The 22,368-nt window shown below is 69.4% G+C and carries 18 protein-coding genes; 2 read left to right on the forward strand and 16 right to left on the reverse strand.

The genetic code is table 11. From position 1 onward, the window contains the following. Positions 1–5: 5 nt before the first annotated feature. From ACRVYW_RS10710 to ACRVYW_RS10775, 14 genes are all read right to left on the reverse strand, one after another. The gene (locus ACRVYW_RS10710) at positions 6–1,811 is read right to left on the reverse strand and encodes a cytochrome b/b6 domain-containing protein (RefSeq protein WP_431804425.1); all 1,806 of its coding nucleotides are present in this window, start codon (positions 1,809–1,811) and stop codon (positions 6–8) included. A 5-nt stretch (positions 1,812–1,816) separates the two neighbouring features. Continuing rightward, on the reverse strand, positions 1,817–2,797 hold the full coding sequence (locus ACRVYW_RS10715; protein ID WP_431804427.1) for an electron transfer flavoprotein subunit alpha/FixB family protein: 981 nt from the start codon (positions 2,795–2,797) through the stop codon (positions 1,817–1,819). A 12-nt stretch (positions 2,798–2,809) separates the two neighbouring features. Next, complete coding sequence (locus ACRVYW_RS10720; RefSeq protein ID WP_431804429.1) at positions 2,810–3,586, reverse strand: electron transfer flavoprotein subunit beta/FixA family protein; 777 nt, start codon at positions 3,584–3,586, stop codon at positions 2,810–2,812. A 135-nt stretch (positions 3,587–3,721) separates the two neighbouring features. Next, on the reverse strand, positions 3,722–4,498 hold the full coding sequence (locus tag ACRVYW_RS10725; protein ID WP_431804431.1) for an enoyl-CoA hydratase-related protein: 777 nt from the start codon (positions 4,496–4,498) through the stop codon (positions 3,722–3,724). A gap of 4 nt (positions 4,499–4,502) precedes the next feature. Next, positions 4,503–5,657 (reverse strand): acyl-CoA dehydrogenase family protein, encoded by a 1,155-nt coding sequence (locus ACRVYW_RS10730; RefSeq protein WP_431804433.1) that lies wholly within the window; start codon positions 5,655–5,657, stop codon positions 4,503–4,505. 122 nt (positions 5,658–5,779) lie between these two features. Further along, positions 5,780–6,229: a hypothetical protein gene (locus tag ACRVYW_RS10735; RefSeq protein ID WP_431804435.1), complete on the reverse strand. Its 450-nt coding sequence runs from the start codon at positions 6,227–6,229 to the stop codon at positions 5,780–5,782. A gap of 8 nt (positions 6,230–6,237) precedes the next feature. Continuing rightward, the gene (locus ACRVYW_RS10740; protein ID WP_431804513.1) at positions 6,238–6,822 is read right to left on the reverse strand and encodes a DNA/RNA non-specific endonuclease; all 585 of its coding nucleotides are present in this window, start codon (positions 6,820–6,822) and stop codon (positions 6,238–6,240) included. Between the two features lies 1 nt (position 6,823). Continuing rightward, a complete protein-coding gene (locus ACRVYW_RS10745) occupies positions 6,824–7,372 on the reverse strand; it encodes a hypothetical protein (RefSeq protein WP_431804437.1) in 549 nt (182 codons plus the stop codon). 283 nt (positions 7,373–7,655) lie between these two features. Then, a complete protein-coding gene (locus ACRVYW_RS10750) occupies positions 7,656–8,861 on the reverse strand; it encodes a thiolase family protein (protein ID WP_431804439.1) in 1,206 nt (401 codons plus the stop codon). Between the two features lie 63 nt (positions 8,862–8,924). After that, positions 8,925–14,996 carry a pullulanase-type alpha-1,6-glucosidase gene (pulA, locus tag ACRVYW_RS10755; protein WP_431804441.1) on the reverse strand — a complete coding sequence of 2,024 codons (6,072 nt, stop codon included), beginning with the start codon at positions 14,994–14,996 and terminating at the stop codon, positions 8,925–8,927. A gap of 129 nt (positions 14,997–15,125) precedes the next feature. Then, the gene (locus ACRVYW_RS10760; protein WP_431804443.1) at positions 15,126–16,316 is read right to left on the reverse strand and encodes a bifunctional 2-methylcitrate synthase/citrate synthase; all 1,191 of its coding nucleotides are present in this window, start codon (positions 16,314–16,316) and stop codon (positions 15,126–15,128) included. A 22-nt stretch (positions 16,317–16,338) separates the two neighbouring features. Next, on the reverse strand, positions 16,339–17,238 hold the full coding sequence (gene prpB, locus ACRVYW_RS10765; protein ID WP_431804445.1) for a methylisocitrate lyase: 900 nt from the start codon (positions 17,236–17,238) through the stop codon (positions 16,339–16,341). A 145-nt stretch (positions 17,239–17,383) separates the two neighbouring features. After that, the gene (locus tag ACRVYW_RS10770) at positions 17,384–18,910 is read right to left on the reverse strand and encodes an MmgE/PrpD family protein (RefSeq protein ID WP_431804446.1); all 1,527 of its coding nucleotides are present in this window, start codon (positions 18,908–18,910) and stop codon (positions 17,384–17,386) included. Between the two features lie 4 nt (positions 18,911–18,914). Further along, positions 18,915–19,583 (reverse strand): GntR family transcriptional regulator, encoded by a 669-nt coding sequence (locus tag ACRVYW_RS10775; protein ID WP_431804448.1) that lies wholly within the window; start codon positions 19,581–19,583, stop codon positions 18,915–18,917. Between the two features lie 114 nt (positions 19,584–19,697). Here ACRVYW_RS10775 and ACRVYW_RS10780 point away from each other — a divergent pair, with 114 nt between their 5' ends. After that, the gene (locus ACRVYW_RS10780; RefSeq protein ID WP_431804450.1) at positions 19,698–19,823 is read left to right on the forward strand and encodes a hypothetical protein; all 126 of its coding nucleotides are present in this window, start codon (positions 19,698–19,700) and stop codon (positions 19,821–19,823) included. A gap of 220 nt (positions 19,824–20,043) precedes the next feature. Continuing rightward, positions 20,044–20,580, forward strand: a complete 537-nt coding sequence (locus tag ACRVYW_RS10785) for a ribonuclease H family protein (RefSeq protein WP_431804452.1) — start codon at positions 20,044–20,046, stop codon at positions 20,578–20,580. 276 nt (positions 20,581–20,856) lie between these two features. Here the strand turns inward: ACRVYW_RS10785 and ACRVYW_RS10790 are convergent, their stop codons facing one another. Further along, entirely contained in the window at positions 20,857–21,870 is a 1,014-nt protein-coding gene (locus ACRVYW_RS10790; protein ID WP_431804454.1) for an aldo/keto reductase family protein, read from the reverse strand. 9 nt (positions 21,871–21,879) lie between these two features. Then, positions 21,880–22,368: an NUDIX domain-containing protein gene (locus ACRVYW_RS10795; RefSeq protein WP_431804456.1), complete on the reverse strand. Its 489-nt coding sequence runs from the start codon at positions 22,366–22,368 to the stop codon at positions 21,880–21,882.

Here is a 22,368-nt window from a genome sequence, read left to right on the forward strand (position 1 = left end):
TGCCGTCAGCGTCCCGAGACGGTGCCGAACAGGCGCGCGATCGGCGCGATCGTCATGGGCCGCAGAGCCACCCACGCCGCCGCGATGACGACCATCGAGGCTACGAACATCCAGAACCCGGTCCAGTTGTCTGCGTAGGCGTTCGGGTCGACCGAGCCCTGCGCGGCGTACATGTGGTTGAGGTTGCGGAGCGCGCCCGTCGCGAACACGAGGAACACGTGGATCGCGATGAACACCACGAAGTAGAGCATCGTCGGGAAGTGGACCTTCCGCGCCCACTCGATCGGGTACGCCCGGCTGAGCTTCTCGTTCTTCTTCGGCCAGAGCCCGCTCATCCGGAAGCCGGTGATGATCGCGAGCGGCGCCGCGATGAACACGGTCGTGAAGTACGCGATCTGCTGCAGCGCGTTGTAGTTCACCCAGCCGTTCTCGGTCGGCCAGTCGAGCGAGATGTACTGCAGCATCGCGCTGAGGGCGTTCGGGAAGACCTCCCAGCTGGTCGGCACGATGCGCATCCACTGGCCGGTGACGAACAGCAGGACGACGAAGATCACGCCGTTGATGATCCACAGCAGGTCGAGCGACTGGTGGAACCAGATCGTGAGGCTCGTCTTGCCCTTCGGGTCGTTCTTGGGCGTCCAGAAGACGGCGGGCCGCTTCTCGTTCCGGATCGTGAGGCCCGATCGGATGATCAGCACCATCAGGAACACGTTGAAGAAGTGCTGCCACCCGAGCCACGCGGGGAATCCGACCGGCGCCCCTTCGGGCAGGTGGTACTCGCCGGGGTAGGTTGCCAAGAAGTCCTGCAGCGGCTCGAGGCTCAGCAGGAACCGCACGAAGGCCACGGCCATCCCCGCGGCGATCAGCAGGCCGAGGCCGCCGATGATGACGACGCCCGCCCACTGGCCCTTCGTGAAGGGGCCGATGCGGGCAGGTTCCGGTTCGGGCTCGGGGCGATGGCTCGCAGCGCGGCCCGCCCAGACGGTCTTCGGCACGGTGAGCGGCTCGCGCGGCCCCTCGTGCGTCGCGACCGCAGTCGATGCGGCCGGCGCGGATGCGGCGGCCGGCGCTGCGGCTCCGGATGTGGCTGCGGTGGCGGGAACCCCGGCATCCACCGTTCCGGGGGCCGAAACCCCGGCATCCACCGTTGCGGCGCCACTTTCCTGCTCGGGCGCCACAGATTCCTGGAGCCCGGACGCAGACGTGGCGCCCACACGCGACACGGTGCCCGCGGGCGGCCACGGCTCGCCCTCGGCGGTACGCGGCAGTCCGCGGCGGAGGGGCTCGCCCGAGCCGGATGCCGCCGCAGCCGCGACGGAGGCTGCCGACGCCGACCCGACGGGTGTGGCGCCTGCTTCCTGCACGGGCGCCACAGATTCCTGGCGCCCGGACGAAGAAGTGGCGCCCGTCGCAGCGGCGGGCAGGTCGGATGCCGCGGCTGCAGCGGGAGAGGCAGCGGTGACACCGCTCGCGGACGCACCGGCGGGCGGCCACGGGTCGCCCCCGGCCCGACGCGGAAGCCCGCGCCGCAGACTCACGGATGCCGCGGCGGGCGCGGCCGGCACTGCCGGCGCCGACGCGACGGGCGTTACGGGCACGTTCTGCTCCGATACGGCCTCTGCCGCAACGGATTCCGCCCGTGATGCGTCCGGCGCGGCCGCCGCAGCGACCCCGGAATCACTCGGCACCGAACCACCCGGCGCCTCGCCCGCCGGCACGACACCTTCCACCGCCGATCCGGCGGGCGGCCAGCCGTCGCCGCCCTTCGTTCGGGGAAGCCCGCGGCGGAGCGCGGATCCGTAGGTCGCCATGGGGCTTACGCCTTCTTCGCGCGGTCCGCCTGCAGGGCGGCGATCAGCTGCGGCACGACCGTGAACACGTCGCCCACGACGCCGTAGTCGGCGATGTCGAAGATCGGCGCGTCGCCGTCCTTGTTGATCGCGACGATCGTCTTCGCCGTCTGCATACCCGCCTTGTGCTGGATCGCGCCGGAGATGCCGAGCGCGACATACAGCTGCGGCGCGACGGATACGCCCGTCTGGCCGACCTGGTGCGCGTACGGGATGTACCCGGCATCCACCGCCGCGCGCGATGCGCCGACGGCGGCGCCCAGCTCGTCGGCGAGTTCCTCGACGAGCACGAACTTCTCCTTCGAGCCGAGTCCGCGCCCGCCCGAGACGACCTTGCAGGCGCCGCGAAGCTCCGGGCGGCTGGATGCCTCGACCACCGCGTCGACCGATACCACGGTCGCGGCGGGCTTGCCCGAGGGCTCCACCGCCAGTGCGTCGACGACCGGCGCGGCCACCGCCTCGGCGCGGGCGTCGATCGACCCCTGACGCACCGTCACGACGAGCGGACCGAACGTCGGGGCGCTCGTCGCGTTGTACGCGCCGCCGTAAACGGAGTGCTGGGCGAGGACTCCCTCACCGTCGCGGGCGACACCCACCGCGTCGACTGCGAGCGCGAGGCTCTGGCGCGCGGCGAAGCGGCCCGCGACATCGCGACCCTCGATGGAGTTCGACACGAGCACCGCGTCGGGCTGCACGAGCGCGAACGCCGCCGCGAGGGCGTCGGTCGCGGGCACCGTGAGCCCGTCTCCGGCGGGTGCGGTGAGCACCACGGTCGCACCGAGAGCGCCGGCCGCGGCGCCGACGTCGTCGCCTCCGCCCACAACGACGGCGACCGGGGTGCCGACCTGCGAGGCGGCGCCGAGCAGGCCCGCGGCCGACGAGGCGAGCTCGCCCGTCGGAGTGACGTCCAGGAGGACGAGGATGGAATCCGCAGCGAAATCAGTCATGTCCGCGCCCCTTTACGCCAGTCGGTTCTCGATGAGGTAGGCGGCGAGCTTCTCGCCCGCATCGCCCTCGTCGACGATCTTCACGCCCGCACCGCGCGGCGGCTTCTCGCTCACCACCGTCAGGATCGACTGCGGCGCGGATGCCGGATCGACGTCGACGCCGAGGTCTTCGAGCGACACGGTCTCGAACGGCTTCTTCTTCGCCGCCATGATGCCCTTGAAGTTCGGGAAGCGCGCGTCGGGCAGCGCCTCGGTGATCGAGATCACCGCGGGGAGAGCGGCGGTGACCTGCGCGGTTCCGCCGTCGGTCGCCCGCGTGCCGGAGACCTCGGTCTCGCCGATCGTCACCGACGACAGTGCGGTCGCCTGCGGAACACCCAGGTGCTCGGCGAGCATCGCCGGCAGCACACCGCCCGAGCCGTCGGTGGAGAGGTTGCCCGTGATCACGAGGTCGAAACCCGTCCGCTGCGCGGCGGCCGCCAACACGCGAGCGGTGATGCCGAGGTCGGCTCCGACGAGCGCCGGGTCAACGACCTGCAGCGCGGTCGCGGCCCCCATCGCGAGGCCCTTGCGGATCGTCGCCGACGCCTCTTCGGAGGCCATCGAGACGACGGCCACCTCCGTGCCGGGGTTCTTGTCGGCGTAGCTCAGGGCGACTTCGAGCGCCCGCTCGCCGATCTCATCGAGCACCCGCTCGGACGCGCCGCGGTCGGCGAGCCCGGTCTCCAGGCTCAGCTTGCGGTCGCCATAGGTGTCGGGGACTTCTTTGACCAGCACCACGATCTTCATCGGTTCTCCTTCGCGATGGGGACATTCTACGAGATGCGACGCAGTGTCGCGAAACCTGAGACTCAGGTTCACGCCGCGATGCATAACGCGATATGGCGGCAGCGGGATGCCGTGCCGTCCGGCATCCCGACCCGCTCAGCGGTTCGTGAAGGTGGCGGCGCGCTTTTCGCGGAACGCGGCCATGCCTTCCTTCTGATCTTCGGTGTCGAACAGGCCCGCGAACGCTTGACGTTCGAAGCGCAAGCCCTCGGCGAGCGAGCTCTCCAGCGCGGCATCCAGCGCCGCCTTCGCCGCGAACAGCGCCACGAGCGACTTCGCCGCGATCTCCTGCGCGACCTTCTCGGTCTGATCGAGCAGGTCGGATGCCGGGAGGACCCGCGACACCAGCCCCGCCCGCGCGGCCTCATCGGCGGTGATCAGCCGCCCCGTGAGCACGAGGTCGGCGGCGACGTACGGGCCGACCGCGCGCACGAGGCGCTGCGTGCCGCCCATGCCGGGGATGACGCCGAGCGTGATCTCCGGCTGACCGAAGCGTGCGGTGTCGGCGGCGAAGATGATGTCGCACATCATCGCGAGCTCGCACCCGCCGCCGAGCGCATACCCCGACACCGCGGCGATCACCGGCGTGCGGACGGCGGCGAAACGCGCCCACGATCCGAAGTGATCATCCATGAGCATGTCGCGACCCGACTTGCCCTCCATCTCCTTGATGTCGGCGCCTGCGGCGAACGCGCGCTCGCTTCCGGTCACGACGATGGCGCCGATGCCGGGGTCGGCGTCTAACGCCTCAGCGGCGGCGACGACGTCGCGCATCACCTGGGAGTTCAGGGCGTTCAGCGCGTCGGGGCGGTGGAGGGTGATCCAGCCGACGCGTCCTCGCGTCTCGGTCAGGATGGTGGCGTACTCGGTCATGGGTTCACCCTATGACCGAGCGCCCGATGACGACCCGCATGATCTCGTTCGTCCCCTCGAGGATCTGATGCACGCGCAGGTCGCGCACCACCTTCTCGATGCCGTAGTCGTGAAGGTAGCCGTAACCACCGTGCAGCTGTAGCGCCCGATTCGCGACGTCGAACCCGGCATCCGTCGCGAAGCGCTTGGCCATCGCGCACGGGACGGCCACGTCGCGGTCGCCCGCATCGATCGCGCGCGCCGCGTCGCGCACCAGCGCACGGGCGGCGGTGAGGTCGGTGGCCATGTCGGCGAGCGTGAACACGACCGACTGGCGTTCCGAGAGCGCCTCACCGAACGTGAACCGCTCGTGCACGTAGCGCACGGCGCGGTCGAGCGCCCACTGAGCGCCGCCGATCGAGCAGGCCGCGATGTTCAGCCGACCACCGTCCAGACCCTTCATCGCGATGCGGAAGCCGCCACCGACCGATCCGAGCACCGCGGATGCCGGTACCCGCACCTCGTCGAGGATCACCTGCCTGGTCGGTTGCGCCTTCCACCCCATCTTCCGCTCGTGCGACCCGAACGAGAGCCCTTCGGAGTCCGCCGGCACGAGAAACGCCGTGATGCCCTTCGCTCCCAGTTCGCCGGTGCGTGCCATGACGACGTAGACGGCGGCCTCTCCCGCCCCGGAGATGAACTGCTTGACGCCCGTCAGCACGTAGTCGTCGCCGTCTACGATCGCCGAGGTCGCGATGGCGGCGGCATCCGACCCCGCGCCGGGCTCTGTGAGGCAGTAGGCGCCAAGGTCCTGCATGGTCACAAGGCGTGGCAGCCACGCTTCACGCTGGGATGCCGTGCCGAACGCGTCGATCATCCAAGCGACCATGTTGTGAATCGACACGTACGCGGCGATCGTCGGGTCACCCATCGCGAGCGCTTCGAAAATCGCCACGGCGTCTTCGCGGGCGAGGCCAGCCCCGCCGATGTCGTCGCGCACGTAGATGCCACCGAGTCCGAGCTCGCCCGCCGCAGAGAGGACGTCGCGGGGGAACCGTTCTTCGCGATCCCACTCGAGGGAATGAGGCGCGAGGTTCGATTCCGAGAACTCGCGCACAGCGTCGAGGATGGCCGCGCGCTCGTCTGCGGTCAGGGTGGTCGGGGTGGCAGTCATGCTCATGTAGTCACGTCCTCGTGAGACATTTCGACATCATCGTCGGCGCCCGGTAGGGCATGTTGCTCAGACTACGTGACCGCGCGCCGATGCGCGAGGGTCCCGACACCAGCTCGCCGGGCCTTCGGTCAGTCTCCTGGAATCAGTTTCGGAGCACGGTCACCCAACCAGTACTCGATGCCCTCGATCTGCGACTTCTCACGCCCGCCGGGACCATAGAGCTCCTCACGGGACAACTGAAAGTCCAGCTTCCCGCCCTCCACGATGTACTCCAACCGGTACTCCGTTGGCGCCGGAATACCCGCCGCAGTGAACGCATCGGCTGCTGCTTCCATGTCGTCCATCAGGAGGCTCTGCATCTCCCTCACCGTGCCGACACTGGCATCCGTACCGACAAGGTCGCTCGGAAAAACCACAACGCCGTCCTGCTCGAAATAGGCATTGGCCGTCGACGCACCGCGCTCATCCGAACCGTATATGTAGTACGCCGTCACACCCGGCGCGTCCCCCGCGTACTCCGCCGCCAACGACACCCACGACGACGCCAACTCCTGCAGAATCCGCTTCTCTTCGTCCACTCTTGCTCCTACTGTCTAAACCTCAATGTTGGCGTCGGCTTACCGTCGATGAACGAGTTGATCACAAACCTCGTCGGCCGCCCCGTGGCATCACTGACGATGTTGATCTCGACGTCCGTCACGGTACCACCCTTGCTGAGAGCGTCTGCCCACCGGTTCTCGAGCTTCTTGAACGTGCTCAGATTGTGCGTCGATAGCTGGCTGACGATGTTGTCGATCTCGGGCGAACCGCCGAAACGGTCGCCGATCAGATGCCCGGCGTGGTCGCCCGGCAGCTTTCCCGGCGTGTTCCCGTCATGATGCAGACGCTTCTCGCGGCCGGTCAGGTGAAGGTTGTCGGCCTGCACCCGGTCGATGTAGCCGTTCTCGTCGGTGTGGTAGCGGTAGTTGTATTCGCCCGTCGTGTAGGAGTGATTCTTCTTCAGCGTGCCGTCGGCTTCGAAATGATCCATATCGTTCGTACGTCGCCGGTTCTGCTGGCCCTGCCGGCCGGCCTTGACGGGTACCTGCGATATGTCGTCCATTACCCGGGCCGCACTCCGCACAGTGTCGACGATCACCTCGCCGACTTCGTTTAGCACGTCGCGTCCCATGTCAATCACCGCCCAGATTGATCGTCGCGAGGTCGGCGATCAACCGCCCCGTGAGGGTGTCGATGTCGGAAGCATGCTGCTCCAGTTCACCCTCCGCCTGTTCGAGCGCCTCGAGATCGGCGTAGTACTCATCGGGATCACCGACGATCGCCTCGACCATCGGCGCGTCGAGCGCGGCCATGATCACGGCCGGCAGTTCGTTGGCCAGGGGCTCGATCACCGTCGGCAAGATCTGAGCCAGCACCTCCTCGACGGCGGTGTCGACCGCGGCGTTCAAGAGCCGCTTCTTGATGATGAGCATGGGGCCGGCGCCGGCGGCGGTGATCGGATTCGTGAGCATCGCCATCAACGCGATCATCGTCGTCGTCACATCGGCGATGCACTTGATCTTCAACGCGAGGACCGCGCCCGCAGCCACGTCGGTGCCGACCGGAACGGGGCCGAGAATGTCGAGGAGACGTTGCAGGTTCTGCGACCGGTTCACGTTCCAGGCGTTCACGAACGCCGGCCCGGCCTGCCCGCGCATCGACGCGGCGATGTCGCCGTTCACCTTGCGGTCGATCGCCTGGATCCGGCCCTCGAGCTCGCCCGTGAACGTCCCGACGATCCGCCCGACACGGCGAAGCTCATCTTCATCGACGTCAGGCCAATCGAACCCGAGCTTCTCCATCACCCAGATCAGCTCGTTCGGCAACATCATGCCCACGTGGAAACCTCCGCATTCGAACCTATGCGGCGAGACGCGGATTGCGGAAGAGGCAGATCGCGGGGCGTTTCGACTCGCTACGCTCGCTCAACGAACGGGGGGTGCGCTCGCTCAACGACCGGGGGGGTCAGAGACGCTCGATGATCGTCGCGTTCGCCATACCGCCGCCCTCGCACATCGTCTGCAGCCCGTAGCGGCCGCCGGTCGCCTCGAGGGAGGCAAGAAGCGTACCCAGCAGCCGAGTGCCGCTCGATCCGAGCGCATGGCCGAGGGCGATCGCGCCTCCCCACGGGTTGAGCTTCGCGGCATCCGCCCCGACCTCCGCCGCCCACGCGAGCGGCACCGACGCGAACGCCTCGTTCACCTCGTACGCATCGAGATCGTCGATTCGAAGACCGCTGCGCTCGAGGATCCGACGCGTCGCGGGGATGGGCCCGGTGAGCATCATGAGCGGGTCGTCGCCCACCACCGCGAACGCGTGGAACCGCGCGCGCGGCGTGAGCCCCAGCTCGAGCGCTTTCTGCTCGCTCATGATGACGACCGCGGATGCCCCGTCGGTCAGCGGCGAGGAGTTGCCCGGCGTGATCCTCCAGTCGACATCAGGAAAGCGCGTAGCCATCTCTTCCGTGCGGAACGCTGCGGGAAGACCCGCGAGGCCCGCCGTCGTGGTGCCGGGCCGGACGGTCTCATCGACCGCGACCTCTCCGGCATCCGTCACGACCGGCAGCAGCTGCGACAAGAACCTGCCCTGCGCCTGCGCCTCGGCGGCGCGTTCGTGGGACTCGGCCGCGAACGCATCGAGGTCAGCGCGGCTGAGGCCCCAGCGCTCCGCGATCAGCTCCGCCGAGACCCCCTGGTTGACGAGCCCCTCGGGGTAGCGTGCGCGCAGCCCTGGTGAGAAGGGCGACCCGGCGCCCGATGCCGCGAGGGTTGTCGCCGCACCGAGCGGCACCCGGCTCATCGACTCGACGCCGCCGGCGATCACGATGTCGTACTGGCCCGCCATGACCCCCTGCGCCGCGAAGTGCGCGGCCTGCTGGCTCGATCCGCACTGGCGGTCGATCGTCGTCGCGGGAACGCGCTCGTCGAACCCGGCTGCCAGCACCGCCTGCCGGGCGATGTTCATCGCCTGTTCGCCGACCTGGCTCACGCATCCGAGGAGCACGTCGTCGACCTGCGTGGAGTCGAGTCCGTTGCGCTCGAGCACGGCGCGCAGCACGCGGGCTGCGAGATCGACCGGATGGATGCCGCTGAGCGCCCCGCCCGGCTTGCCGCGCCCGGAGGGGGTACGGACGGCGTCCACGATGACAGCGGTGCGGGCGGCGATGCTCATGGCATCCATCATGCCGCGCGCACGGCGGTCGGCGACGCGGACGGGCGCTGAGGTGGGGGCCGGTCAGTAGGCGATGATCGGCAGCACCCCCTTCGCGCGCGCGTCGGCCCATCCGGGCGCGCCGTCGAACGTGACACGCAGAACGTGGATGCCGCGGGACACCTTCGGGACGGTCGCCGAGAATCGTCCGCGGTCACCCTCCCGCAACTCGACCGTCGCGACGACCCGACCGTTGTCGGTGACCGTCACCGTGCCGAGCGGGGCGCTGCGATCATCGGCGAAGACCTTCCCCGACACCCCGACCGAGGCGCCGCTTCGAACGATCAGCCGATCGGGCTGCGCGATCAATCGCGTCGCGACGTCCTGCACCTGGGGCTCGGTGAGGACGGCGACCGAACGGGCGGGCACGGTCAGCGTGCCGGTCGCGGCATCCCACCCGGTCGTCTTCACGACGGCATCCGACCCGTTCGCCTGCGCGGCGGTGAGCGCGAACGGGCGCCCGGTGAGCGTCGGAAGCTGCTGCGTCGTCGCCTCCGGCGACGCATTGAACACGACGAGCGCCCCGGCGAGCTCAGGGTCGACGTCCTCTCCGACGAGGTCGTCGATCAGCATGACGATGACACCGGGAGTCGCTCCTGGCCCGCTCGTCGGGAACGACACCTTCTGCGCGATGCGCTCGGCCGACCCGAGCCGCAGCAACGGCACCTCGTTGCGCACACGCAGCAGGTCGAGGGCGGATGCCTCCGCCGCCGCGATGTCGGCGGCCTGCGGCTTCAGCGCGGGGTCGGCGAGCAGCGGCTGCATGAGAGGCCACTTCTCGCGGTTGTCGGCGGCGGGGGGAAGCCCCGAGCCGAACGTCGAGGACTGCCCGGTCCAGTCGATGCGGTTGAACCAGTCGCCGGAGTCGAAGCTGTTGCGATCGAGCGATTTCGACCGCAGCAGTTCGGTGCCGGCGTGCCAGAACGACGGCGTCTGCGAGAGGGTCACGGTTGCGAGCGAGAGCGTGTTCATGCGCACGCGGTCGGCCATGGAGGTATCCGTCGGCAACTTCAGCACCCCGAGGTCGTACAGGGTCTCGTTGTCGTGCGCGTCGACGTAGGAGATGATCTCGCCGGGCTCTGCGGCGTAGCCCGCCGCCTGCCCGTTGTAGTCGAGCTCCGAGCCCTTCTTCACCGTGCCGTCGGCCGTCGTGAAGGCGAAATCGGCGAGATTGCCGGCGAGGCCGAGTTTGACGAGGTCGGTCTGGTGCGCGAGAGCTGCCAGCGCCTGCTCGGGCGTCCCGTTGACCTCGTTGCCGTTCGAGTCGGTCGCCAGTCCCGTGCCGTACCCCTGACGGAACGTCGATCCGCTGTCGACGGGACTGCCGCCGTGCACGGCATCCCGCAGCCGGTCACTGAACGTGCCGATGCCCGTCCCGCCGAGGTTCCCCTGACGTGCCTGCACGAAGAGGGCGTCGTCGGCGACCTCGCCGAAGTTCCAGCCCTCGCCGTAGAGGTAGACCTTCTTCCCGTCGACACCGTCTTTCTTCAGGGTGAGCTCGTCGAGCGCCGCACGCACGGCGAGCATGTTGTCCTTCGAGTGGTGGCCCATGAGATCGAATCGGAACCCGTCGACCTTGTACTCCCGGGCCCACAGCACGACCGAGTCGACCATGAGCTTCTGCGCCACCTCGTGCTCTGTCGCCACGTTCTGGCAGCAGGTCGAGGTCTGCACCGCCCCGTTCGCGTCGAGCCGCTGATAGTAGCCGGGCACCACCTTGTCGAGCACGGAGGTGTCGCCCTGACCGGCGGCGGAGGTGTGGTTGTACACCTCGTCGAGCACGACCTGCAGGTCCATCGCGTGCAGTGCTCCGACCATCGAGCGGAACTCGCTGACCCGCGCACCGCCCTCGGGGTTCGTCGCGTACGAGCCCTCGGGCGCCTGGTAGTGGTACGGGTCGTAACCCCAGTTGAAGCCGTCGCGCGCAGCCACGGCCGACACGCACGCCTGCTGCTGGTCGGAGTCGGGAGCGAACGAGGCGAGGTCGCAGTCGGGCACCGCCTGCGCCGCACGATCCTCCTCGATCGTCGCGATGTCGAACGAGGGCAGCAGGTGCACCGTGTTGATGCCGGCCGCGGCGAGTTGCTTCAGCTGCGCCGTGCCCGCCGACTCGCGAGTGAAAGCGAGGTAGGTGCCGCGCTCGTTCTCGGGCACCGTCTCGTCGGTGATCGAGAAGTCACGGATGTGCAGCTCGTAGATCGCCCGGTCGACGTCGCGGGTGATCACGGGCGCCTTGGTCCTCGCCCAGGTGGCCGGCTTCCACGCGCGGTCGTCGAGGTCGACCGCGACCGAGCGCGTCGAGTTCGTCGTGAGCGCCACGGAATAGGGATCGGTGACGCGATTCGTCTCGATCTTGCCGGTCGTCGGCGCGTAGACCGCGACCTCCCACAGGTACTCGTCGCCCGTGAGGCGTGTGCCGCCCTTCACCGTCCAGGTGCCGGATGCCGCATCGAAAGCGGCGTCGTGGCGGACGGGTTCGGCCCCGTCGGAACCGGCATCCCACGTCAGAAGCGTCGCGGTCTGAGCCGTCGGAGCCCACACCCGGAACGTCGTCGCGCGCTTCGTGAACGACACACCGAGAGCGTCGTCTTCGACGGCATCTGCATACAGGTCGTCGAGGACACCCGGGATCTGCACGCCGGTGAAGGCGGCGAGCTCTCCGTCGGCGTCGCGCTGGGCGACGGCCAGCTGACCGCGCAGGAGCGCCGCCACGGCATCCCGGTCCTGCCCGTCCACGTGCAGCGCGACGTATCCGGAGAGGGCGGGGAACCGTGCGCGCTGCGCATCGGTAAGGCCCGACTCGATGCGGGTGAGGGCGACGGCGTCGCCGCCGGTCACGGCGCCGTCCGACACCGCCAGCCCGGCGGACGCCGACCCGTACAGCTCCCACGTGGCGCCGGCGGGGTCGGCGCCGAGTTCGCCCGGCCAGGCGAGGGTTTCGGCGTCGATCCAGTGCGCGCGCGACTGACCCGTGCCCTCGAGCGGCGGGTCGGCGGAGATGATCTCGAGCTGGTGCGTCGAGGAGTCGTAGCGGAAGGCGACGCGCTTGCCCTTGGTCGCCGAGAACGCGATGTTGGGCCCGTCTTTCACCCCGCCGGCGCCGTAGTTCTCGTCCCAGCTCAGACCGTGCGCGACCTTCAGCTCGTAGGAACCGGTCGGCAGCTTCGTGGTGGAGAAGTCGTACACGCCGTCGCGATCACCGTCGAGCATGAGCGCCCGCAGGCAGTCGGGAGCCCAGTCTCCCGCGCACCCGAGCTCGGACTGGAACGAGCCGGCAAGCGTGACGACGGGGCCTTCGGCGCTCGACTGCACGACCTTCGTCAGCGGGTCGAACCAGAAGGTGAGCGCGCCGCCAGCGTGGGTGATCGCGATGTTAGGACCGCTGGCGACACCGTTCGCGCCGTAGTTCTCATCCCAGCTGCGCTCCGTCGCGACCTTGTACTCGTACGTACCCGCGGGGAGGTCAACGCTCAGCCGCCACACGCCGTCGACGAGGGTCATCTGCGCCTGGTCGCAGTCGGGAGCCCAATCACCCGCGCACCCCATCTCGGAGTTCAGTGACCCCGCGATGCTGACGGTGTCGTAGAGCGTCGGCTCCTCGGGCTGTTCGGGCTCCGGATCGTCGACGAGGTTCACCCGGTTGCCCACCGACGCATACGTGGATGCCGCGGAGCGGTGGCCGGCGGCATCCGTCGACACCGCGCGATACTCGACGAGGGTGCCGGCGGCGAGACCGGAGACGTGGTGGAAGACGCCGGGGGTCGTGTCTTCCGCCGTGCCCAGCGCCTGCCACTGGTCGTCCCCGACGACCCGCCATGCGAAGCTCGTCTGCCGCCACGACTGGTCGGCGGTCGCCGCGACCGGCGCCTGACCGGAGAGGCCCGCGCCGGCCGCGGGAACGGTCACCTCGATCGGTGCGGCGGCCTCGGGCGCGGTGACCGCGCGATCGGCCTGATAGACCACGGCCGACAGGGCGGGGACGGTGAAGGATGCCGCGGCATCCGCACCCGTCGAGACGGTGCCCTCCGCTCCGTACCGCGCGGCGAACGACCCCTCCGCCGTAAGCGTGGGCACCGTCACCGTCTGCGCACTCGCCGTGTTGTTGAGGGCGACGAGGTACTCGACCTTCTCGTCGGCGTCGACGCGAGAGAACGCGTACACACCGCCATCGGCGTAGCGCTCGATCTGGGCGCCGTCGACGAGGGCGGGGTGGGCCTTCCGGAGCGACGAGAGGCCCGCGACGCGCTCGTACACGGCGGTGTCGGTCGCGTACCGGTCCACGGAGCCGGCGGGCGTCCCGTCGATGAGGGTCTGGTCCCGGTACTCGGCGACCTGGCTCGCGAACAGCGACTGGCGCGCACTCTTGTCGTTTCCGGCACCGACGCCCGTGAAGCCCTGCTCGTCGCCGTAGTAGACGACGGGCTGGCCGCGGCTGAGGAACATCAGATCGTGTGCGAGCAGGTCGCGCTGCTCCGCGTCGGCGGTGTCTTTCAGGAAGTAGCCGATACGGCCCATGTCGTGATTGCCGAGGAAGGTCGGCAGCGCCGTCGCCGACGAGTCGGGTGTCGTATAGCGATCGTCGCCCGCGAACAGCTTCTGCAGCACGGCCGCATTCCCGCCCTTCGCGTAGCTCGTCGCGGCGGACTGGAAGCCGAAGTCGAGCACCGAGTCCATGTCGGTGTCGCGGACGTACGGAGAGAGCACGGCCGGATCGGCGTCGTACACCTCACCGAACATGAAGAAGTCGGGCTTGCCCTGGCTCGCGGCATACGCGCTGATCTTCTCGGTCCACTGCTGCCAGAAGGGGAAGTCGACGTGCTTGGCCGTGTCGATGCGGAAGCCGTCGATGCCGAGGTCGATCCATGCCGTGTAGATGTCGGCGAAGCCGTCGACGACGGCCGGGTTCTCGGTCATCAGGTCGTCGAGGCCCGAGAAGTCGCCGTACGTCGTCGACTCCCCCGAATACGTCGAGTCTCCGCGGTTGTGGTACAGGGTTACGTCGTTCAGCCACGCGGGGACCTTCACGTCGGCCTCGGCCGGGTCGACCACGGGCGTGTAGGGGAAGCTCGTCGCGGCATCCATCGCGGGGAACGTCCCCGTGCCCGCGTAGTCGGCCGGGTCGAAGGGCGTGCCCGCGGCATCCGTGTACGGACGCGTCGCCTGGTCGATGTACCCGTACTCGTTCTGGGCGTAGGAGATGACGTCGGCGGTGTGGTTGGTGATGATGTCGAAGTAGACGTCGATGCCGCGCCCATGCGCCTCGTCGATGAACGCCTTCAGCTCGTCGTTGGTGCCCAGGTGCGGGTCGATGCGCGTGAAGTCGGTGATCCAGTAGCCGTGGTACCCGGCGCTCGCGTTCTCGCCCTCGCCCTGGACGGGCTTGTTCGCGAAGCTCGGGGTGAGCCAGATCGCGGTGGTGCCGAGCCCCGCGATGTAGTCGAGGTTCTGCCGCAGGCCCGCGATGTCGCCGCCGTTGTGAAAGCCGGTCGAGGTCGGATCGAACCCGGTCGCGAGGCGGTCGCCCGCGAGGCCCCCCGCGTCGTTCCCGGCATCCCCATTCGCGAAGCGGTCGGTCATCACGAAGTAGAACTGCTTGCCGTCGCCCTCCTGCCGGACGGGCGGCGCGACGAGCGCGTCGTCGGCGGCGGAGTAGTCGGATGCCAGCGACTCCACCTCGATCGCGAGGCGATGCGATTCGTCGTCGTACACGAAACGGAGAGTGGCCGGCCCTGCGATGGTGAGCGGGATGTTCGCGCCGCCCGCCGCGCCCTCCGCGCCGTAGCTCTCGTCCCAGCCGCCTCCGAGCGCCACCTTGTAGGCGTATGTGCCGGCGGGCACCTCGAAGGTCTGCGCGTACAGGGCGGTGGCGCCGTCGACCGGCACGAGCGCCGTGGCTGCGCAGCCCGGGTCCCAGTCGGCGCCGCAGCCGAGCTCGCTCTGCAGGTCCCCGACGAGCACGGGGCTGCGCTCCGCGGCGAGCGTCGGGGTAGCGGCGAGCGCTACAGCGCCGGCGGCGACGAGGATCGCGCTGGTCGCGAGGGCGAGGGCACGGCGTGCGGCCAGGAAGCGGGTCAACGTCGACGCGGGGTAAGGCACAGTGGGCTCCTGAGGGGTGCGGGCACGGCGATGTGCCCGAGTGCGGTCGCCTCCGAGAATACTGTGACCGGTCACAGGCCGGGATGAGAAACCTCTCATCCCGGGCGGCGACGCGTGGCGCGCCGGGGCTCAGCCCTCGGCTTCCGCAGCGCGCAGCGAGATCGCGGCCGTGCCCGCCTCGTCGACGAAGCCGTCGATGTGGCGCTCGTCGGGTCCGACATACACCGACAGCGGGCGGATGAGCGCGTTCGACGCGGCCTGCTCCATGATGTGCGCCGTCCATCCGACGACCCGCGCCGCCACGAACAGCGGGGTGAAGGTCAGCGTGTCGAAGCCCATCAGGTTGTACGCCGGGCCGGAGGGGTAGTCGAGGTTCGGGTAGATGCCCTTCCGCTCGACGAACTCGCGCTCGAGCGTCGCGTACAGCGCCTCGACGTCGGGCCGGTCGTAGTAGTCGATGAGGGTGTCGAGCGCGGCCTTCATCGTCGGCACCCGCGAGTCACCGCGCTTGTAGACGCGGTGCCCGAAGCCCATGATCTTGCGCTTGTGCGCGAGGGCGTCATCGAGCCAGGGCACGACGTTGTCGGCATCCCCGATCTCATCGAAGATGTGCAGCACGGCCTCGTTCGCCCCGCCGTGCAGCGGACCCTTGAGAGCGCCGATCGCGCCGACGACGGCGGAGTACAGGTCGCTGAGCGTCGAGGTGATGACGCGCGCAGTGAAGGTCGACGCGTTGAAGGAGTGCTCCGCGTAGAGGATCATCGAGCGGTTGAACGCGTCGACGACGATGGGGTCGAACTCCTCGCCGAAGGTCATCCAGAGGAAGTTCGCCGCGTAGTCGAGGTCGTCGCGCGGCGGGATGAGGTCCTCTCCGCGGCGCCGGCGCTGCCCGTACGCGACGATCGCGGGAAGGGCGGCGAACAGGCGGATGCTGCGCTCGAGGTTCTCCTCGGGAGACCCGGTCGCGTCGAGCACCGACCCGGTGCCGGCGAGGTCGCGCGCACCGATGACGCTGACGGCCGAGCGCACCTCGTCCATCGGGTGCGCGTCCAGCGGTGTCAGATCGATCACCGTCTTGACGTCGTCGGTGAGCGCGCGATGGGCGCGCTCGGTCGCGCGCAGGGCCGCGAGCTGCTCGGCATCCGGCAGATCACCGTTCCACAGCAGGTACGCGACGGCTTCGGCGGACTGTGTGCCGGCGAGCTCGTGCACGGGGTAGCCGCGATAGAGCAGCGAGTTCGTCTCGGGGTTGACCTTGCTGATGGCCGTGACGTCGGCGACGACGCCCGCGAGGCCCTTGTGGATCTCCTGGTCGGTCATGCTCACTCCTTCGTGGGGGGGGTTACCGGTCGATGGTGAAGTTGAAGACGTTCGTGTCGAAATGGCTGTACGCCTCGTAGTCCAACAGGTCGTACAGGTCGGCGCGGTGCTGCATCTCGCCGAGGCGGGCGGTGAGGCTGCCCTCGTCGTTCAGCGTATCCAGCGCGCGGCCCGCCGCGCCCATCGCCATCCGCAGGAGCGACACGGGCCAGATGACGATCTGCACCCCGGCATCCCGCAGCTGATCGACGGTGAACAGGTCGCTCTTGCCGAACTCCGTCATGTTGGCCAGGATCGGCACGTCGACAGCCTTCGCGACGGCCTCGAACTCGTCGAGGCCCGTCATCGCCTCGGGGAAGATCGCGTCGGCCCCGGCATCCACCAGCGCCTTCGCGCGGGCGATCGCGGCATCGAGCCCCTCGACGGCGCGGATGTCGGTGCGCGCCATGATGAGGAAGTTCGGGTCGCGGCGGGCGTCGACGGCGGCGCGGATGCGCTTGAGGGCCGTGTCGTCGTCGACGACCTGCTTGCCGTCGAGGTGGCCGCACCGCTTCGGGTTGACCTGGTCTTCGATGTGGGTGCCGGCCAGTCCCGCGTCTTCGAGTGTCTGGATCGTGCGGGCGACGTTCATCGGCTCGCCGAAACCGGTGTCGGCGTCGATGATCGCGGGGAGCTCCGTCATCCGCGCGATCTGCTGGCCGCGGCCGGCGACCTCGGTCAGCGTCGTCAGCCCGATGTCGGGAAGGCCCAGGTCGGCGGAGAGCACGGCGCCCGAGATGTAGACGCCCTCGAACCCCCTCTGCTCGATGAGCCGGGCCGACAGCGGGTTGAACGCTCCCGGGAAGCGCAGGAGCTCTCCTGCCGCGAGGCGTTCGCGCAGGATCCGCCGCTTCTCGGCGGCCGGTGTCTGGCTGTAGAGCATCAGTTCACGTCCCTTTCAAGGCAGGTGCGAGCGGCCCGCTGTTCGTTTCGCAGGAAATCTTGCTCGACAGGACCCGATTCGGGCCCGCCCGCGGCGATTGTCGGCAGAAGTCCTGCGAACCGAACGCGATCGGCGGCGGACGGCATCAGAACAGCCCCTTCGGAGTCGGCACGGAGTCCAGCACGCCGTCCTTGGCGACGATGTTGAGCTCCTGCACCTCGGCGGGGGTCAGCTCCGGCAGGCGCTCGGCGAGGCCGAGGAACCGCTCGATCTCGGCGGGGGTGAGCACCGGCTCGGCGAGCAGGCGGAACTTCGCGACGTAGTCGGCGCGGGCGAAGGGCCGGGCGCCGAGCGGGTGCGCGTCGGCGACGGCGATCTCGTCGACGATCGTCGACCCGTCGGCGAGGGTGATCTCGACCCGCCCGCCGAAAGCCTTCTCGTCGGGGTCCTCGGAGTGGTAACGGCGGGTCCACTCGGCATCCTCCGCCGTCGTGATCTTGTGCCACAGGGCGACGGTGTCCTCTCGGCCCGCGCGCTCGGGCGTGTACGAGTCGACGTGGTGCCAGCCGCCGTCCTGGAGGGCGACCGCGAAGATGTACGGGATCGAGTGGTCGAGAGTCTCGCGGGAGGCGTTCGGGTCGTACTTCTGCGGGTCGTTCGCGCCGGAGCCGATCACGTAGTGGGTGTGGTGGCTCGTGTGAAGGACGATGGATGCCACATTGGCCGGGTCGGCGATCTCGGGGTGCTCGCCGTGGAGCTTCCGGGCGAGGTCGATCCACGCCTGGGCCTGGTACTCGGCGGAGTGCTCCTTCGTGTACGAGTCGAGGATCGCGCGCTTGGCCTCGCCGGGGGCGGGCAGCGGCACGTCATAAGACGCGTCGGGGCCGTCGAGCATCCAGGCGATGACGCCGTCCTCGCCTTCGTAGATGGGCGAGGGCGAGGTCTGCCCGCGCATCGCGCGGTCGACGGCCTCGACCGCCATCTTGCCGGCGAAGGCGGGAGCGTGCGCCTTCCAGGTGGAGATCTCGCCCTTGCGCGACTGGCGGGTCGCGGTCGTCGTGTGCAGCCCCTGGCCGACGGCCTGGTAGATCGTCTCGACGTCGAGGCCGAGGAGGGTTCCGATGCCGGCCGCGGCCGAGGGACCGATGTGCGCGACGTGGTCGATCTTGTGCTTGTGGAGGGAGATCGCGCGGACGAGGTCCATCTGGATCTCGTACCCCGTCGCGATGCCGCGGACGAGCGCCGCACCATCCTTGCCGGTGTGCTGGGCGACGGCGAGGATCGGCGGGATGTTGTCGCCGGGGTGCGAGTACTCCGCGGCGAGGAAGGTGTCGTGGTAGTCGAGCTCGCGCACGGCGACGCCGTTCGCCCAGGCTGCCCATTCGGGGCTCGTGAGGGTCTCGTTCGGCTCGCCGAAGATCGTCGACCCGTGGCCGCCGCGCGAGACGGGGTGATCGAGCGCCTGCGCGCGTGCCGCCGTGACCGGCCCGCGGGTGAGGGATGCCGCGGCGACGGCGGCGTTGTCGATGACGCGGTTGATGATCATGTCGACGACGGCGGGCTCGACCTCGACGGGGTCGGCGGCGACCTCGGCGATCTTGTAGGCGAGCTGGTCCTCACGCGCGAGGTTCTCGTCGGAGCGGTGGACGCGGACGTGGTGGGTGACGGTCATGGGGCTACTTTCCGGTCGTTGAGCGAGCGAAGCGAGTCGAGACATCGCCGCCCTCGAGGGAGGCGAGGATCGAGCTCAGGGCGTTGTGCAGGTGGACGTGGGTGGCGTGGGCGGCGAGATCGCCGTCGCCGGCAGCGATCGCCGCGGCGATGAGGCGGTGCTCCGCGACGGATGCCGCGAGCCGGTCGGGGTTGTCGCGGGCGAGCCGGCGCACGCGCACGAGGTGGGTGCGCACGGTGCGGAGGGCGGAGGTCAGGTAGTCGTTCGACACCGCGGCATCCAGCGCATCGTCGAACCGTGCGATGAGCGCGTAGTACGCGTCGGGGTCGGCGGCGGCGTCGGTCGCCTCAAGGGCCGCGGCGATGTCGGCGAAGACGCCCGTGGTCGAGGTGCGCGCGGCGGCGAGGCGCGCGGCGGTCTCTTCGAGCGCGCGGCGCACTTCGAAGAGGTCCCGGATGTCGTCGGCGTCGAGGTCGCTCACGACGGTGACACGCGGGGATGCCTGGACCACGAGCCCGTCGGCGGCGAGGCGCCCGAGGGCCTCGCGCAGCGGCGTGCGGCTCACTCCGAGGCGGGTCGACTGCTCGACCTCACCGAGCACGGCGCCCGGGGCGAGGACGCCGGACTGGATCTCGTCCAGCAGCGTTGCATAGGCCCGGTCGCTCGCGCGCATGGGATCATTGTATACATAACGCGGAAGAACCAGGGAGAGAAGCGGGTATGCTCCTGCGAGCGTATACAGATCCGCACGGCGTGGTGCGCGCCGACACAGAAGACGCCGTACGCCATGACACGCACCTCGCCGGTCGCCGCCTCAGGACCCGAACAGGTCGCCGTCGTCCACTTCAGATTCTGGTCCGCCCACCTCGACTTCCTCCGACTCCTCGCCAAGAACGGGCTGCTTCACACCTAGAACGCCGTCATCCCCGACGTCGCCGAACGGTCCGGGAGTCCCCACCGGCCGGACGGGGCGCGGAGCGGTTACACGCTCGCCATGATCGCGGGCGCCTACGACAGCCTGCTCGTCGCGTGGCTGCGCCGTGGCGCGCACGAGTCGCCGGAGGAGATGGCTCAGGTCGTCGCCGCCCTGCAGTGGTCGGGGCGGGCGAACCGTCATCGACTACCGTCGAGGGGTGACCTCCTCCCCCGACAGCTACACCGTGGCCACCGACGGAGCCTGCAAGGGCAACCCTGGGCCGACCGGATGGGCGTGGGTCGGCGAAGACGGCCAGTGGGCGGCGGGGGCGATTCCCGTCGGCACGAACAACATCGGCGAGCTCATGGGCCTGCTGAAGGCCATCGAAGACCACGCCGACGTCGCGCACCTCGTCGTGCAGGCCGACTCGAAGTATGCGATCGACTCGTACTCGTCGTGGATGGATGCGCACCGTCGCCGCGGGTGGAAGACCTCGACCGGCGCCCCCACGAAGAACCGCGACCTGCTCGAGCAGCTCATCGCTGCCCGCGACGCCCGGCGCGACGCGGGTCTTCCCGACGTCGTTCTCGAGCACGTGCGCGGGCATCGCGGCCATGTCCTCAACGAATGGGCCGACGAGCGCGCCGTGCGCGGCGCGGAGCACGCGGCGAAGGGCACCGCGAGCGCGTGGTCGTCACTCGGCGGCCTGCACCCGGTGCTCAACGTGAGCGCGGCGCCGGCGAAGAAGCGCTGACGCCCGGCGCCGGCGGCGCGCAGGGTCGGCCGCGCCGGGAGGCGTGGCGTTCGGCGCGCGTCACGTTCCGAAAGACGCGCGTCCCGTTCCGAAAGGCGCGCGTCGCGCTCCGAAAGGCGCGCGTCCCGTTCCGAAAGACGCGCGTCACGTTCCGAAAGCAGGGCCGATCGCGCCCGACGAGGCGCGGCGCACCCCCGGGTGCCGGTTGGCCCTGCTTTCGGGACGCTTCGTCCCGCTGCGAACGCGATCGCGGCGGCGCGGGTCAGGCGACGCGGGTCAGGCGACGCGCGTCTTCGGCGAGACGGTGTAGGTCTCCTCGGGATCGGTCACGGCGACGGATGCGAGCGCGTCGTTGACGGCGGCGTAGGTCGCATCGTCGAGCGTGATGTCCGAGGCCTTGACGGTGTCTTCGAGCTGCTCGGGGCGCGAGGCGCCGACGAGCGCGGCCGAGATGTTCGGGTTGTGCAGCACCCACGCAAGCGAGAGCTGCGGCACCGTGATGCCCGCTTCCTCCGCGATCGGGGTGAGCTTCTGCACCGCTTCGAGCACGTCGTCGGTGAGGAACCGCTTGATGAAGTTCGCGCCGCTCTTCTCGTCGGTCGCACGCGAGCCCGCCGGCACGGGCTGACCGGGCAGGTACTTGCCGGTGAGCACGCCCTGCGCCATCGGCGACCACACGATCTGCGAGATCCCGAGCTCCTCGGAGGTCGGGATGACCTTCCCCTCGATGACGCGCCACAGCGCCGAGTACTGCGGCTGATTCGAGACCAGCTGGAACCCGAGTTCGGTGGCGAGGGCGTGGCCGTCGCGCAGCTGCTCGGCGGTCCACTCGCTCACACCGATGTAGAGGGCCTTGCCCTGACGCACGATGTCGGCGAACGCCTGCATCGTCTCTTCGAGCGGCGTCTCGTAGTCGTAGCGGTGCGCCTGGTACAGGTCGACGTAGTCGACGCCCAGGCGGCGGAGCGAACCATGGATGCCGTCGAAGAGGTGCTTGCGCGACAGCCCGGTGTCGTTCGGGCCCTTGCGTCCGATCGGCCAGTACACCTTCGTGAAGATCTCGAGGTTCTCGCGCGGCTGCCCGGCGAGCGCCTTGGCGAGGACGACCTCGGCGGCCGTGTTGGCGTAGGCATCCGCCGTGTCGAACGACGTGATGCCGAGGTCGAGCGCCTTGTGCACCGTCGCGATCGCGGCCTCGTCGCCCACCTGCGAGGCGTGCGTCACCCAGTTGCCGTAGGTGATCTCCGAGATCTTGAAGCCGCTGTTGCCGAGGTACCGATAGTTGACCATCCCCCCAAGCTAGCGGGCCTCAGCGATACGGAGGGCGAGATCGTCGAGCGCGGGGCGCTGCCCGGCGACCAGGCGCGGACGGGCCTCATCCAGCGGCATCCATTCGGCGCGGTCTACTTCGGGGAAGCTCTTCCTGCGGCCCGACCGGGGCGGCCACTCCATCTCGAACCGTCCGAACTCCTCCGAAACGAAGGGGGATGCCGGAAATCCCGCGCCGTCCCCGATGAACACCGTGACCCGCTTGCCGGACGCATACGCGTAGGTGCCGAGCTCGCCCTCATCGAGGGGCGGCGGCTCGACGCCGAGCTCCTCCCGGAACTCGCGCACCGCGGCATCCCGTGCCGACTCCGCCTCAGGGTCGTATTCCCCTTTCGGAATGGACCACGCCGCCGCGTCCTTCCGCGCCCAGAACGGGCCTCCCATGTGCGCGACGAGCGCCGACACCCCGCCCTCCGGTGCGACCCGGTACAGCAGGATGCCGGCGCTCGTCGTCCTCAT

It is taken from the genome of Microbacterium sp. bgisy203 (assembly GCF_965345155.1).
Classification (GTDB): Bacteria; Actinomycetota; Actinomycetes; order Actinomycetales; family Microbacteriaceae; genus Microbacterium.

What these genes read in the sequence shown, in the direction of transcription:
- ACRVYW_RS10730 (WP_431804433.1), bottom strand. Translation starts at nt 5,657, where the DNA reads ATGAGCATGACTGCCACCCCGACCACCCTGACCGCAGACGAGCGCGCG.
- ACRVYW_RS10790 (WP_431804454.1), bottom strand. Translation starts at nt 21,870, where the DNA reads ATGGTCAACTATCGGTACCTCGGCAACAGCGGCTTCAAGATCTCGGAG.
- ACRVYW_RS10710 (WP_431804425.1), bottom strand. Translation starts at nt 1,811, where the DNA reads ATGGCGACCTACGGATCCGCGCTCCGCCGCGGGCTTCCCCGAACGAAG.
- ACRVYW_RS10795 (WP_431804456.1), bottom strand. Translation starts at nt 22,368, where the DNA reads ATGAGGACGACGAGCGCCGGCATCCTGCTGTACCGGGTCGCACCGGAG.
- prpB (WP_431804445.1), bottom strand. Translation starts at nt 17,238, where the DNA reads ATGCTCTACAGCCAGACACCGGCCGCCGAGAAGCGGCGGATCCTGCGC.
- ACRVYW_RS10750 (WP_431804439.1), bottom strand. Translation starts at nt 8,861, where the DNA reads ATGAGCATCGCCGCCCGCACCGCTGTCATCGTGGACGCCGTCCGTACC.
- ACRVYW_RS10740 (WP_431804513.1), bottom strand. Translation starts at nt 6,822, where the DNA reads ATGGGACGCGACGTGCTAAACGAAGTCGGCGAGGTGATCGTCGACACT.
- ACRVYW_RS10725 (WP_431804431.1), bottom strand. Translation starts at nt 4,498, where the DNA reads ATGACCGAGTACGCCACCATCCTGACCGAGACGCGAGGACGCGTCGGC.
- ACRVYW_RS10775 (WP_431804448.1), bottom strand. Translation starts at nt 19,583, where the DNA reads ATGCGCGCGAGCGACCGGGCCTATGCAACGCTGCTGGACGAGATCCAG.
- ACRVYW_RS10760 (WP_431804443.1), bottom strand. Translation starts at nt 16,316, where the DNA reads ATGACCGACCAGGAGATCCACAAGGGCCTCGCGGGCGTCGTCGCCGAC.
- ACRVYW_RS10780 (WP_431804450.1), top strand. Translation starts at nt 19,698, where the DNA reads ATGACACGCACCTCGCCGGTCGCCGCCTCAGGACCCGAACAGGTCGCC.
- ACRVYW_RS10770 (WP_431804446.1), bottom strand. Translation starts at nt 18,910, where the DNA reads ATGACCGTCACCCACCACGTCCGCGTCCACCGCTCCGACGAGAACCTC.
- ACRVYW_RS10720 (WP_431804429.1), bottom strand. Translation starts at nt 3,586, where the DNA reads ATGAAGATCGTGGTGCTGGTCAAAGAAGTCCCCGACACCTATGGCGAC.
- ACRVYW_RS10715 (WP_431804427.1), bottom strand. Translation starts at nt 2,797, where the DNA reads ATGACTGATTTCGCTGCGGATTCCATCCTCGTCCTCCTGGACGTCACT.